This is a genomic window from Pseudoalteromonas sp. NEC-BIFX-2020_015, from assembly GCF_012952265.1.
Classification (GTDB): Bacteria; Pseudomonadota; Gammaproteobacteria; order Enterobacterales; family Alteromonadaceae; genus Pseudoalteromonas; species Pseudoalteromonas neustonica.
The window spans coordinates 19,979-35,171 of the sequence record NZ_JABCJL010000038.1; the positions used below are offsets into that span (position 1 = coordinate 19,979).

Below are 15,193 nucleotides of genomic sequence, written 5' to 3' on the forward strand. Positions count from 1 at the left end.
TTTTATAATTGTAACCTTAACGGCAATTTTGGCTTTAAGTCCTGCAACTTTAGTAGAATCAAAAATATCAGCGTAATATTGAATCTAGGTAAATAACAACAAGGTGTAAATGATTAGGAACTTTGTAGAGCTTGTATGGTCAGATTGCATTATCGTTTAGGGAACAAACATTGTGACAACGTGGCGCCGGCCTCTTATTATTTCATTACTGCTCCACGGCATTGTTTTTTCAATTATAATGACCGTAAAAACACCAGTGCTAGTTGCTGTAGAAACGCCACCCATCAAAGCATACATAGTTAGTATGCCGCCACCTAATCCATTGCCTGTAATAGAAACGCCCAGCATTCAGCGAGAAGAAGCCACACTACCGAAAAAGATTGAAAACCCTATTATTCCTGCTGAAAACACGATTATAAAAATTAAAAAACAAGTAAAGCCATTAAAACCTGCAGCGCCAAAGGCACTAGAGGACACTAATAGCTACAAAAAAATAGACCTCAAACTAGGTTTGAAAAGTATTCTAAAAAAACAGCAAAATACGTTTCCATCAACATTTCAACAGTCACAAAACTCAGCACAACCACAGCGTCTCACAGTCCCAAAAAAGCATCAAATAGCCAACATAGACCCATTAAAAATTGAGAAGCAAAGCATGCAATTCTCCACCTAGCGCTTTGGTGATAAGTGCTTTAAAAAAGTATCGATTGGAGCCGGTGTAATGCCAAAAAATGATCTACCAGATAGTTACATTATGAGTATCACTTGCGCAACAACAAAAATAACCGACGCCTACGATAAGGCAATGAACAAATGGTTAGAAAAAAAGTGATTAATGCGCTGAGGTTGTTATTGGTGTACGAGACGTATTTAAATAATCACGAGTAAACAAGATAATGAGGCGGTAATGATTGTGCAGGAATTGCTTACAGTCAATTCCCTGCGCTTGTTTATGTAATATCGCCCTACATCTCTATACTCAAAGACGATAACTGGCAGAGAATTGACCTTTATAGACTTACGAATGAAGCGTGTTTATTTTTATGCTTCATCACTTACTACAGTGTCTGCTTGTTCTTCAGCAAGTAAAGCTAATCTTTCACGTTCTGCTTTAGAGACATAAGCGGGCTTATTACTTTTATGTAATTTTGCATTGGCGCGCTTGTCCCTGCTATTAAATTTAGTAACTATCTTCTTTCTGCGATTCATAACTCACTCACGCCTTAAAAATGGTGGCATATTATACAGCGCAATGAACGCTATTAGCTATCGAATTATTATGCGATTAGAAAATATCTGTTGCGATAGGTACAAAGCTAGCATCGAAATCATCAACGGCGTTACACTTATCACCCAAACCACCTCAAGATGCAGAGTTCAAAGTTGCACTTGGGCTTGGATATCACCTAATTTGGTCTTTCAACTTAATAGGATCTCGCTTTGAAACAATTTTTTTTAGCAAGCTTGGCGTTATTAGCTGCAACTGCTCACGCCAATATAGATAGTCGTAGTGATGCGGTTGCGCAGTACGCAGTTAACACATACCAAGATGCACAAATTCACACTTTAGCAAATATGGTTTCTTTTCCAACAGTCAATAAAAACGGAATTAATACACCAGACAACCCAGACTTTATTGGTTTTAAAGCGCTATTAAAAATGAAAGCAGCAGCGCTGGGATTTGATTATCAAGATTTGGGTTACACCGTTTTAATTGGCATGGGCAAGCAAACAGAAAAAGTAACGATAGTCACCCATGGTGATGTGCAACCCGCTAACGCCAGCAAATGGAAAAAAAGCCCGTTTGAAATCGACAGTACTTCAGAGCCAGGCAAATTGATTGCTCGCGGTACAGAGGATGATAAAGGCGCTATTGCCACAGCGCTTTATGCAATGAAAGCAATAAAAGATCAGGGCATTGACCTTAATAATCGCATTGAGCTAATGATTTATTTAGCTGAAGAGTCTGATTGGGGACCCCTTGAAGAGTTTATGAGGACCTACCCACAACCAAAGTATGCGGTGACGATTGATGCCTCATACCCTGTAGTTGTGGCAGAAAAAGGCTGGAGTTTGGTTGAACCTACTTTTAATGCAACATCGGCACAAACTAGCGCGTATGTAAGCGAACTTAAAGGTGGCGCATTTAAAAGCCAAATTCCGGAAGATGCCAGTGTTATATTACATAATGCCGATACAGTATTAGTTAGCAAGCTTAAACATGCAGCGAGTGCACTAAACGCTGTAGAGTTTAACTTTAGCGAACAAGAAAGTGGAATATTAATTAGCGTTAAAGGTATGTCAGCTCATTCTTCAGAGCCGGAGTCGGGTGTGAATGCCATTGCCTACTTAGCTGAACTTTTTAAAGGCATTAAGCTTGAAAGTAATAGCGATGCACAAACAATTCATTTTATTAACCAGCTGATAGGCCTTGATATACACGGTAAAGATTTTGGTGATATAGCATATGAGCATAACTTTATGGGACCAATGACGGTGGCACCAACACTGATTGAGCGTGATGGTAATGCACTCACACTTGCAGTGAACTTGCGTCGCCCAGTTGGTAAAGATGAAGCTGTATTACGCGCACAAATAAACAGCGCTTTGGCAAATTGGCAATCTGTAAATAAAGCCAAGTTGAGTAATATTGATATCGTGATTGGTAAACCAATGCTGCTCGACAGCGCACCACACGCTCAGGCTTTACTTGATATATTTAAACACTTTACTGGCGATAAAGACGCGGGCTTTGTATCGATTGGTGGTGGCACAAACGCAAAACTATTTGATAATGCCGTATCGTTCGGTCCATCAATGCCAGGAAAGCGTTACACAGGCCATTCAGAGCATGAGTTTATTACTGTAGAGCAGCTTAAGTTAAACTTAAAAATGTACACCGCGATGATGATTGAACTGGGAAATATGTAATACTTTAAATACCATAAATTGCCGCTGATTAGCGGCAATTAACCACGTTCAGGTTCGTTAATTAAAACTGTGCGACAAATTTAGCTGCGTATTGTTCACCTTCCTCAATATCGCTAAAGTGAGCCGTAAAATAATATTGGCTATTTATAAAATATTTAGCTTCAAGTTGCAGATGTGAATCAGCAACACCCGCGGCAATAGCCACATTGCGATTAAAATAATAATTAGCCATACCAGAGAATACAGAATCAACACCATTGTCTTCATAAGCTAAATCAACACTTAAATAGCGCTCATGACTAAGGTGGTGAAAATAACGCGTAGAGGCATTCCAAGTATCAATATCATCGTCAGTTTCAATCGTAAAACCAAGGTAATCTGTGTCATTTAGTTGATGATTGTATTGAGCTTTAAACCAATAAATCGTATCGGCGGCTTTAAACTCAGCTAAACGAACTGACACTTTGAGCGACTGTGCAAATACATATCCTAAGCCTAATGAATAGTCGTCGGTTTCACCTAAATCAGCAAGCTCAACACTTGCAAACCATTTATTATAAAAGCCCTCAGCAAACAGCCCAAAGTTGTCTGCGTCATCATCATTAGAGTAATCAAGTTTAATGTTAGTATCAGTGTCTAAGTAACCAAAATCATCCCATACGCCAGAATGTTGTTGCGGTGCAAAATAGTAATGGCTAGAAAGCGCGACAGAGTCATTATCGTTAGTTATATTTTTTAAGGTGTTATATGTTGCGGTATTAAACCATTGATGGGTTTTAGGCTCCGATGCAATAACAGGCAGGGAGCATGATAAAGCAAAAAGTGACAGTGGGATTAAGTAGCGCATAAATATCCTTTTAGAATAGCGAAGTTTGTATTTCAGCATTCTAAGTTAAGTAATGCATTTTTTGCTAATTATATACCCAAATCACCTCAAGATGCAGACTTCAGCGTTTCACAGGTGTTTAATATCAAGGCGTTACTTTGCAATAATGGCAGTCCCTTTTAAGAAGTAACAACGATGAGAGTAAGCGCCTGTGAAACGCCCAACGGGTTGGTTTAAAAGCGATTTATACTGCGTTATTGATTTTAACAAGGGAACAACCATTATTTGCAATCAATGCCTTGCCTGAATCGCTTTTAACTCCAACTGAAACTGTATCTTGAGGTGGCTTGGGTATATAGGTGAAATACTAAGCAGCGTTAGTTAATTTAGCGTATTCGTAGCCAAAAGTTATTTACATTGTTTATATTTCAAACCCATAATAGGTATAAATAACTTAACAAATACATCGCTAGATGATAAAAAGTTATATGCAAGTATTGTAATTAAAAAATGGACTGCAGTTATATGGAATTTTTAAACTTAGCTCTTACCTTTCCCACTGTTATTTTTTCAGCGCTGTTATTGGTTGTCGTGTTGTTTTGGGCAATAACTTTAATCGGCTTTGCTGATATTGATATGTTTGAATCTGATATTGACGCTGATGCATCGCAAAGCTCAGGCATCAGTTCATGGCTGAATATGGGCTTTGGTGGCATACCTATCACGGTGTCAGTTAGTCTTGTTGTGATGATTAGTTGGTTAATCAGTATTTACGCACATAAGTTTTTTGCTTATTTACTTGGTGATGGCACTTTATTTTATATTTTAGGTGTGGTGATGCTAGTAACCTGTTTGGTGGTTGCCATTCCCGTTGCGGCTATTATTTCACGCCCACTTCAGCGCTTTTTTACGAGCGCAGAAACCTCCCAAAGTTCTGATTTACTTGGTTTAGAGTGTATTGTTGTTACAGGTAAAGTAACCAATACATTTGGTCAAGCACGCGTTCAATTTCAAGGTACTGAGCAATTAATCGAAGTCAGAGCAGAAAATAACGAACCCTTTACTTCAGGCGACACTGCTGTGTTGCTTGATCACCTCAAAGAGCAACATTGTTACATTATTGCCGCAAAGCCTTGGTAATTTCCTGCGTTTTAGGAATAAGTAACATATAACAAATCAATAATCACGTTAGGACATAACATGGAATTTTTAGATAACCTCATACCTATATTAACCTTTGTAGGTATAGCAATAGCGGTCATTTTTGCTATTTTGCTTATTATTGGCAAGTTTTATCGTAAAGTAGAGCAAGGCCAAGCGCTGATCATTAATAAAATGAAAAATGAGCCCGATGTCACCACTACAGGCGGTATTGTTTATCCTGTAATCCATAAAATGGAAGTAATGGATATTTCCACTAAACGTATGGTACTTGAGCGTAAAGATAAAGGTGGTTTGATCTGTAAGGACAATATTCGTGCCGACATTGCTATTACATTTTATATTCGTGTAAACGAAAATAAAGAAGATATTTTACGTGTTGCTAAGCATGTAGGGTGTGCTCGCGCCTCTGAGCACGACACTTTGCAAGAACTGTTTGAAGCCAAATTTTCAGAAGCGCTTAAAACAGTGGGTAAGCGCATGGATTTTGTTGAGTTATTTACTCATCGAAATGAATTTCGCGACAATATAAAAGAAGTGATTGGCCAAGACTTATCAGGCTATACGCTTGAAGATGTAGCAATCGATTACCTTGAACAAACGTCGATTGATAAACTTGATCCGCAAAACATTCTTGATGCTGAAGGTATTCGCCGCATCACCGAAATGACCGCTGTACAAAACGTATCGACCAACCAATTAAAGTGTGACGAACGCGCTAAAATTGAGATCCAAAATCAAGAAGCTACCGAAAAATCACTTGAAATTGAGCGCCAAAAGCAAGATGCCATGTCGCGCCAAGTACGAGAAATAGAAACAGTTAAAGCGCGCGAATTTGCCGAAGCTGAAAAAGTACGTCAAGAAGAGCGCCTTAAATCAGAACAAGCACGTATTCAGTCTGAAGAAGCTATTGGTATCAGCGAGCAAAATAAACAGCGTGAGCTGGATATAGCTGAACAAAATAGACTACGCGTTTTAGGTATTGAGGAAGAGAAAGTAGCGCGCTCGCGTGAAATTGAAGTAATAGAACGCGAAAGAGAAACTGAAATTCTACGTATCAACAAAGAAAAAGCGCTGGAAGTTGAGCGTAAAGAAATCGCTGACGTAGTACGTGATCGCGTTATTGTTGAGAAATCAGTCGCTGAAGAAGAAGAGCGTATTAAAGACGTGAAAGTACTCGCTGGTGCTGAACGTGAAAAAGACGCAATGATCATTCGTGCTAAAGCACAAGCAGAAGAGTTATTAGTTAAAGACATTGAGGCGGCAAAAGCGCAAGAGCAAGCGGCAGAATACAAAGCCCGTGAACTTGAAACAATGGCCAATGCAGAGCTGAGAATTGCTAATCAGCAAGCTGAATCTAAAAAGATCCTTGCTCAGGCACATCAAGTTGAAACAGCGGCACAAGGTCTTGCTGAAGCAGATATTATTAAAGCGAAAGCTGAAGCAAACGCAATTCAAGGCGAAGCCGACGCTAAAATAATGCGTCAAAAACTTGAAGCTGAAGCGCAAGGTAATCGCGAAATTGGACTTGCACAAGCGCAAGTACAAACAGCAATGGCACAAGCTAGCGAGAAACAAGGTGAAGCCGATGCTAAGGTTCTGCGTCAAAAACTCGAAGCGCAAGCGCAAGGTGATCGTGAAATAGGACTTACAGAAGCACAAGTTCAAACAGCGATGGCTGAGGCAAATGAGAAGCAAGGTGAAGTAGAAGCAATTAACCTTGAACGTAAAATGTTCGCAGAAGCAAAAGGCCTTGAAGAAAAACTACAAGCCCTTAACTCTATGGATCAAGATGCCCGCGATTATGAGAGTTTCACGTTACAACTTAATCAACAAAAAGAGTTGGTATTGGCAAAAATTTCAGCAAGCAAAGACATTGCTGAGCACCAAGCACACATTATGGCAAATGCTTTAGGCAAAGCCGATATCAATATTATGGGTGGTGATGGCCAGTTCTTTAATCAATTTATGAGTGCAATCAGTTTAGGTAAATCAATTGATGGCCTAGTTGATGAAAGTAAAACTGTGCAAACCGTGTTTAAAGATCACTTAAACGGTGATCGTAATTTAATTGAAGACCTAAAAGGTGTGCTAGCAGGGGCCAATGGCTCAGCTGAAACACTTAAAAACTTTAATATGAGCAAGTTACTTAAGCAGTTAAGTAACACAACAGCGGCTGAAAAAAGCCAATTGTTGAGTATGTTAGGTGGCAATTTAGGTGGTGGTTTAGAGGATAAAATTAAGCTAGATACAAAAGACTAGTCTGGTTTCTAAGTTTCATCCCTTTAGCCGTAATAGATTACTTATTACGGCTAACTTTAATTAAATTTCAGGATAGTTTTTCATGACGGACGCAACACAGCAAGCGCTAGAGCAAGGCTCATACGACTTAATTAAACGCCGCTTAAGTAATTTTGGCGGGACTTTAAAAACGCAAATTGATGAAGTTAATCAGCAGCGTATAACGGAGTTTGGCAGTACAGAATTACAAGTTAAAGGGCGAGTGAGAGTTCGTACGGAACAAAATTGTACACCGCGTGACATTGTAATTGTAGGCGATAAAGTTATTTTTGCTTATAACGTATTGCTTGGGTTAAAAAAAGAAACCTCAATTAACGACGTGTTTAGCGTACAAAAACTAGTAGAACAAGACGATCACTTTGAAGTGGAAGCTTACCCAGAGCAAACCCGCTTTTTAACTGATACGCGCTTTATTCGAGATTTTGAAGAGCTTTATACTTACTATAAACAAACCAGTTTACAGCACTTATACCAACAAAATGGCAAGCTGTTTGCGTTATTCCAAATTGGCGACAAGTTATCTGATGTGCGGGTTTTTCGCTGGGAAATTCACCCAGACAATACCATCAATTATATAGATAACCGCGGCGAACGTGATATTCAACACGCCCATGACTACGATTTTGAATGGCTCAAAACTGACCGCAGTGATCACGTAGAAGGGCGTCATGCCCATATTAATATTGCTGACCAAGTTTTTGTGGAGACCATAGGTGGTTCACTCACGATTAAAATTGAAAACAGCACAGATACCGGTGAAGGTATTTACCAAGAACCGGTTGATGATAAAAACCAATCTCTTGCTGATAGCGATGTAGAATACGCGCTGGTGGGCGATTTAGTATTAATAAAAATACTCCCGTATCGCGAAAAAACATGGCGTTATTTTATTTTTAATACGCGTACTCAGCAGGTTGCTCGCCAAGATGCCATTGGCAGTGCCTGCGTTACTTTACCTGAAGATCACGGTGTTATTTTCCCCGGTGGTTATTATTTACAATCAGGGCAAGCGCGATCGTTTGAAGAGCAAATAGAAGATCTTGAATTCCACAGGCAAATAAAGTCACCCAACGGCGAAGATGTTTTATACGTATTTTATGAGCCAAGCGAAGGTCGTTATGCACTGTTTGCATACAATATTATTGATAAAAACCTGCAAAACCCTATCTATTGTCACGGCTACGGCATATACAACGATGGTTTAACGCTTACCTTTAAAGCTGATAAAGACGAACCTGAACGCGTACACCCGATTCAAATTTGGCAAAGCCCATTTGTATCAGCTGAATTTGCTGCGAATGCGCCGCCGCTGACCAGCTTTTTTGGCAAAATAGGTAACCCTGATTTAGTACGCGGTATTTCTGACTTGTACAGTGTTTGTAAAGCAATAAATGAACAAAGCCCGAGTCTATTTCATTACGAAGACATGATTGCGTTAAGTCGTAATATTTTCGACCGTTATCATTGGCTTAATGAAGGTGAGTTTACTGAAATTGCTCAAAACCTGCACAGCATTAATGAAACTGCTGAGCAAGTGCTGGATGAATTTGAAAAAGTTACTGAAATTCAAAACAAAGCCAAGCAAGCCTTGGTGGATATTAATAAACAATATACTGATGTAACTCGTGACATACGCCCAGATAGCTTTAAAGCTGCGCCACAGTTTGTGCAGGGTATTGATGCGTTAAAAATCTTAAAAGGGCAAGTGATCAGCCTTGAAGACATTAAGTATATAGATACAGATGCACTTAACGCACTACAAAACCAAATTGATGAAAGGCTTGGCGAAGTAAGCCAAGCAACAGCTGCATTTTTACAACAAGATAGCGCATTAGCACCGTACCACGAAAAACTAAAAGAGCTGGAAGAACTCAGCAGTAAAAGCGAAAGTGTCAGCGAGCTAAAAACGTATATAGCGCAACTTGATACGCAAAGCGTGGAGCTTGATTTACTCAACCACACCATGCTTGATTTAGACATTGATGACAGCCGCGTACGCACGCAAATATTAGAAGACATCAGTGCTGTTTATGCGCTGGTTAATCGCGCTAAAGCCAGTATTGAAATTCGTCAAAAAAGCCTGGGTAGTGTTGAAGCAAAAGCCGAATTTGCCGCACGCTTTAAGCTGTTTTCGCAAAGTATTACTAACGCGCTAAATAACGCCAAAACACCAGAAGCGTGTGACGATCAATTATCTCGATTACTGATTCAGCTCGAAGAGCTTGAATCGCAATTTAGTGACTTTGACGAATACCTCAGTGAAATTATTGCAAAGCGCGATGACGTATACGAAAGCTTTGAAGCGCACAAACAAAGCTTAATTGATACTCGCCAGCGCCGTGCACTTAACTTAGCTAACGCTGCAGAGCGTATTTTACAGGGCGTAAACCGCCGCGCGCAAAGCTTTACTGAGCTTGATGCGCTCAATACCTATTTTGCTGCCGATCCTATGATCAGCAAATTACGCGCATTGACTACTGAGCTCAAAGAGTTAGGTGATGAAATACGTGCCGATGATATTCAATCAAAACTCAAAGCGAGTAAAGATCAGGGCATTCGCTCACTGCGTGACAAACAAGACATTTTTACTGATGGCGGTAATTCAGTCAGTATTGGTAAACACGCATTTAGCGTAAATAAGCAGCTGCTTGATTTAACGTTATTGCCGCGCGATGAGCAGCTAATGCTGCACTTAACGGGAACTGATTATTTTGAACCAATAACAGATGAGCAAAGTCTTAATACGCTACAGCAAAGTCGCCATTTGTGGCAACAAACCTTGGTCTCTGAGAATGACGAGGTTTATCGTGGTGAGTATTTAGCTGCGCAAATATTGCTTGCGTGTGAAAACAGTGAGCACTCGCTTACTTTTGTACAATTACAACAGGCAAAAAAAGAAGATACCTTACTTTCGTTAGTGCAAAAGTTTGCTGAGCCGCGCTACCAAGAGGGTTACGAAAAAGGTATTCACGATCACGATGCATGCGCAATTATTGACACCTTATTGACTCAAAAAAATAGCTTAGATTTGCTTATTTACCCTGCAAGTTGTCGGATTGTGGCGCAGTTATTTAGCGCACAATTATCAACCGCACAACTGAATACATTTTACCATCAAGCGATCAATGCCATTTTGATGGATAAACATTTTGGTGCAACCAGTTTTATCAGCTCCTTGAATGAGCAATTAAGTCAGCAAATTGCAGAGTACTTACCGCAAATAAGTAAACTGCGCGCGCGCTTTACTGATTTATCAAGTGACTTAGCCGCCGCTTACTTAGTGCAGCAGTTAGCGCAACAAAAAACAGCAGAACAACAACAGTTTATTATTTCTCAGCAGGCCAAAAACTTAGCTGAGCAGTTTAGTAGTGACTCCAAAGCAAAAGGCTATATTAACGAGCTTAATCATGCATGCGAAAATGTAACGCAAACTGATGAACGTGCATTATTATTTTTAAGTTGGGTAAACGCCTATTGCATGCAAAGTGATAAAGTAAATGCCGTCGTGCAGGCTGAAGCTGCAAACTATGCGCATTTAAGTGCAACAACAAAACTGCATTATCATGTACTCGATGTTACCCCTATAACGCAGGTTGAACGCCTTATGGGCCAACATAAGCGAGTGCAAGAGCAAATACTGAATGTAGATTACGCTGAGTTTTATGCTCGCACGCGTAAATACATCACCGAGCAAGTACCTGCATTTGAGCAATATCACACATTACGCAGCGATATTTTGGCTGAGCAAAAAGAGCGTCTGCAGCTTGACGAATTTAAAGCACGCCCGCTTAGCTCGTTTGTACGTAATCAGCTGATCAACAAAGTGTACTTTCCAATTATTGGCGATAACTTAGCAAAACAAATTGGCTCCGCGGGTAAAAATAAACGCACCGATTTAATGGGCATGTTATTACTTATTTCGCCGCCAGGTTACGGTAAAACAACCTTGGTTGAATACGTTGCAAACCGTTTAGGGCTAACCTTTGTTAAAGTAAATTGCCCATCGATAGGGCATGATCAGGTTTCTCTCGACCCAGCTCAAGCAATTAATGCCACCGCTGAAAAAGAAATTGCAAAAATTAACCAAAGCTTTGAAATGGGCAATAACGTAATGCTCTACTTGGATGATATTCAGCATACCAACCCAGAGTTCTTACAAAAATTTATTTCATTGTGTGATGGCTCACGCCGAATTGATGGCGTGTGGAATGGCAAAAGTAAAACCTATGATTTACGCGGCAAAAAGTTTGCTGTAGTGATGGCCGGTAACCCCTATACGGAATCTGGCGAGAGCTTTAAAATTCCTGACATGCTAGCTAACCGCGCCGATATTTATAACTTAGGTGATACTTTGGCAGGCTGTGAGCAAGAATTTGCCATGAGCTTTATTGAAAATGCACTGACCTCCAATTCAGTATTAGCGCCACTGGCTAATCGCAATATGGACGATTTATATAAATTAGTGCGTATTTGCCAAGGCGAAGACATTTCATTAAATGAAATGGAACATGGGTACTCACAGGCCGAGGCTAACGAAATTAAAGCCGTACTCACGCGACTAATGACCATTCGTAATACCGTGCTTAAAGTTAACGCCCAGTATATAGCCTCCGCCGCACAAGATAATAATTACCGTACCGAGCCCCCATTTAAGCTCCAAGGTAGTTACCGTAACATGAACAAAATGGCGGAGAAGGTCGTAGCTGCCATGAATGACGAAGAGCTTGAAAACCTTATACGCGATCATTATCGCGGCGAAGCGCAAACACTCAGTAAAGGCTCTGAAGAGAACTTACTCAAACTGGGTGAACTGCGTGGTACATTAACGCAAGAAGATCACGCTCGTTACAGCCAAATTAAAGAAGACTTTGTGCGCTTAAATAAACTCGATGGAGCAGGCAGCCCAGTCATGATGGCTGTTGAGCAAATGGGGTATTTACATGAATCACTTGAGGGCATTGCTAGTAAGCTCAGTAAAAATAACCTAAGCCACGATTACAGTGATTTACTGCAAAGTGTAGGCGTTAATATTCAAGGGCTAGATAATAAGCACGCATTGGCCGCACTTGCGCAATCGCTTGATAACGGCTTTAAGCAAACGCCTTATGAGAGTGGACTTGAGCAATTAAGTGCTGCAATTGCAAGTAATAACAACCACAGCCAACTTAACGCCCTCACCAAAGCGACCAGTGAAAACAATACCAACCAAGCGTTTAATAACTTAGAACAAGCTTTAGGCAAGCATTTAGCACCACTTGATAATAAAACAGCTATTACTGAGTTGGTTGCTGCGGTATCAAATAACAACAACCATTCACAGCTCAATGAATTGAGCAAAGTGCTCACTGCAAACAATAGCAATCAATCCATTAATGTATTGGGGCAAGAACTAGGTGAACACTTAGCGCAACTTCGCAATCAAGACGCTCTCAGTGAGCTGACCAATGCGGTAGCAGGTAATAATAATCATGCGCAATTGAATGAATTAGCTACGCTCGTTGCAGCGAATAATAATAATCAAATATTGAACATGCTTGGCCAGCAACTAGAACAGATGAGTAATGCCGTAGCAAGTAATAACAATCATGCACAATTGAGCGAGTTAGCTAAAGTGGTTGCGGCCAATAATAGTAACCAAACTTTGAGTATGCTGGGTCAGCAATTAAGTGAATATATTGCGCCACTTGATAATAAAGCCCAGTTAAATGAGCTGATAAAAGCCGTTACTAGCAATAGTAACCATGCTCAAATTGACAACCTAGGAGAAAAGTTAACGCAAGCAATTAATAGCAATAACAATCACCAGCAGCTAACGCAACTTGGTGAAACGTTAGATCAGCTTAAGCAGGTTACAAGTGGCAATAATAACCAACAAGGCTTTGAGCAATTAATAACAGCACTTAATATGCAAACTGAGCAATTAAATACTAAAACTGAGTTAAACACGCTAGCAAGTGCAATTGCCAATAGTACGCCAGACGCCGCGCTTAATGATTTAAAGCACGCATTATTAGCGGGTAGCCAAGCGCAAATGCAGTTATTGAGCGAGCAATTATTAGTGGCGCTTAAATCGCTTGATCACAGTGAGCAACTGGCTCAAATACTCACTGCGTTAGCAGATAATAATATGGCGCAGTTAGCGCCAGATTTAGTTAATCAGCTATTAGATGAACTAGAACACAACAATAATCGTGATGTATTGGAGTTAATGGCCCAACAAAATGTTAAAAATGCTGAGCAACAAGCCATACAAAGCGATGAACACAAACAGGCGTTAGATGCGCTGTTAACAGCAATGAAAAATCAGCCTGCACAGGTAATAACCAAAGTAGTTGAAACTGACACAAAAGATGACGCAATGCCTAGGCAAACTCTTTTGTAACAGGTGACAATTTAATTAAACGCACCTTCAATAATGAAAGTGCGTATATTAACTATAAGGAAATGATAAATATGGATATTCAAGCACCAGAGTTATTTGATTCAATGGGCGAGGCAAAAATTGCCGCTGTTTATGTCAACGATGGACAGGCTGTTACAGCTAACCAAGCATTATTTGACGTTGAACTTGAAAAAGCGGTACTTGAAGTTATCGCACCCAGTGCAGGGATTGTGTATGACTTTAAAGCCAAAGTTGGCGATGTTATTCACTCTGAGCAGGTCATTATGCTTTTACGAGAAAAATTACCCGGTGAGCAAACAGCGGATAAAAAATTACCCCTTGAAGAAGAGGTCGCTTTTTTAAAAGCTGAAAACACACGACTTAAACAACAGCTAGAAGAGCAACAGCACTTAATCGCCACCGATTAACTGTTAAACAAACACTGAGTCAATATTAATATAAACCTGTTTATTGCCAAGTAATTCTATGAGGGGATTTCACCTTTCTTAGAGTTAAATATTATTTAAGGGTAATTTAGCTATGGTTAAACCATCAATAAAAATAAATTAAAAACGGGTTATTTTCTACTGGCCTCGTTATATACCTAAGGAAAGTATGCTTCCAACTATATATATTGTGAAAGAATTCTCTGATGGTAAATTATCAGTTATGGCTAAACCTGTTTCTAATGAATGGATTGATGATGAATTTAGCGGCTTAAAAAGTTTAGGTGTAGACACAGTTGTTTCATTGCTTGAGAAGAATGAAGAGTATGAGGTTGGTTTAACTTTGGAGATGTCACTTTGCCATAGATACGGCATTGAGTTTATTTCTTTCCCTATTCCCGACCGTGGTTTGCCAAATACATCTGAAGCAATTACCTTAGCTGAGGAGTTGTATTCAGATATTATAAATGGCAAGCATGTTGTAATCCATTGCCGAGCAGGTATCGGTCGCACTGGTATTATTGCGGGTGCTGTTCTTGTTAAGTTTGGCGTAAATGCAAATGAAGCTTTATCTTTAATTTCAGATGCTCGAGGTGTTAAAGTTCCAGATACCGAGGAGCAAGAAAATTGGCTCAAAGGATTGTGAAATTGGTATGCAGTAAGGTGTTTAAACGCAATTAAAGCAGATGATATTATTAAGAAGACATTGATCTGAAAAAGCGCAATGTTACAGTCAATAAAGGTACAGTCAATAAAGGAATAAACAAATTAACCTTGCGGGCACAATGAAGTGAATGCCTCACTTCATTGTGCGACAACTGTATTGCCTTGTTCATAATCTAGAAAAGCTGAGAAACACGATACATTAATAAGGGTAACCCCTTATCACCTTAAATAAGCCACTTAAACACCAGCAATCCCTTCCAAAACGCCCATTAAAACAACACCAAATCCTCTTTTTATATTTACGTGAAAGTCAGTTGTCGATTGAATCAAAATAGGAACTCGGCTATGGTTAATATACCCAAGCCACCTCAAGATGCAGAATTCAGCGTTCCACAGGCGCTTAATATCAAGGCGTTACTTTGCAATAATGGTCGTCCCTTTTAAGAAGTAACAACGTAGAGAGTAAGCGCCTGTGAAACG

At 39.8% G+C, this 15,193-nt stretch carries 9 protein-coding genes; 7 read left to right on the forward strand and 2 right to left on the reverse strand.

Annotation, left to right across the window (positions count from 1 at the left end; all coding sequences use genetic code 11):
* The first annotated feature begins 172 nt into the window (after positions 1 to 172).
* Positions 173 to 673 carry a hypothetical protein gene (locus HH219_RS19895; RefSeq protein WP_169328430.1) on the forward strand — a complete coding sequence of 167 codons (501 nt, stop codon included), beginning with the start codon at positions 173 to 175 and terminating at the stop codon, positions 671 to 673.
* A 368-nt stretch (positions 674 to 1,041) separates the two neighbouring features.
* Here the strand turns inward: HH219_RS19895 and HH219_RS19900 are convergent, their stop codons facing one another.
* On the reverse strand, positions 1,042 to 1,209 hold the full coding sequence (locus HH219_RS19900; RefSeq protein ID WP_064485885.1) for a DUF2986 domain-containing protein: 168 nt from the start codon (positions 1,207 to 1,209) through the stop codon (positions 1,042 to 1,044).
* 231 nt (positions 1,210 to 1,440) lie between these two features.
* On the opposite strand from HH219_RS19900, the gene HH219_RS19905 reads away from it, so the two are divergent.
* Positions 1,441 to 2,931 (forward strand): dipeptidase, encoded by a 1,491-nt coding sequence (locus HH219_RS19905; RefSeq protein WP_054453231.1) that lies wholly within the window; start codon positions 1,441 to 1,443, stop codon positions 2,929 to 2,931.
* Between the two features lie 61 nt (positions 2,932 to 2,992).
* On the opposite strand, the gene HH219_RS19910 is transcribed toward HH219_RS19905, so the two are convergent.
* Positions 2,993 to 3,778 carry a putative porin gene (locus HH219_RS19910; RefSeq protein WP_169328431.1) on the reverse strand — a complete coding sequence of 262 codons (786 nt, stop codon included), beginning with the start codon at positions 3,776 to 3,778 and terminating at the stop codon, positions 2,993 to 2,995.
* Positions 3,779 to 4,282: 504 nt separating this feature from the next.
* Here HH219_RS19910 and HH219_RS19915 point away from each other — a divergent pair.
* The 5 genes from HH219_RS19915 (at position 4,283) to HH219_RS19935 (ending at position 14,693) form a co-directional block, all read left to right on the forward strand.
* Complete coding sequence (locus tag HH219_RS19915) at positions 4,283 to 4,897, forward strand: OB-fold-containig protein (RefSeq protein WP_054206750.1); 615 nt, start codon at positions 4,283 to 4,285, stop codon at positions 4,895 to 4,897.
* 60 nt (positions 4,898 to 4,957) lie between these two features.
* Complete coding sequence (locus HH219_RS19920; RefSeq protein ID WP_169328432.1) at positions 4,958 to 7,180, forward strand: SPFH domain-containing protein; 2,223 nt, start codon at positions 4,958 to 4,960, stop codon at positions 7,178 to 7,180.
* A gap of 82 nt (positions 7,181 to 7,262) precedes the next feature.
* The gene (locus HH219_RS19925) at positions 7,263 to 13,601 is read left to right on the forward strand and encodes a DNA repair ATPase (RefSeq protein WP_249118570.1); all 6,339 of its coding nucleotides are present in this window, start codon (positions 7,263 to 7,265) and stop codon (positions 13,599 to 13,601) included.
* A gap of 71 nt (positions 13,602 to 13,672) precedes the next feature.
* The gene (locus HH219_RS19930) at positions 13,673 to 14,029 is read left to right on the forward strand and encodes a biotin/lipoyl-containing protein (protein ID WP_169328433.1); all 357 of its coding nucleotides are present in this window, start codon (positions 13,673 to 13,675) and stop codon (positions 14,027 to 14,029) included.
* 187 nt (positions 14,030 to 14,216) lie between these two features.
* On the forward strand, positions 14,217 to 14,693 hold the full coding sequence (locus HH219_RS19935) for a dual specificity protein phosphatase family protein (protein ID WP_169328434.1): 477 nt from the start codon (positions 14,217 to 14,219) through the stop codon (positions 14,691 to 14,693).
* Positions 14,694 to 15,193: the final 500 nt, after the last annotated feature.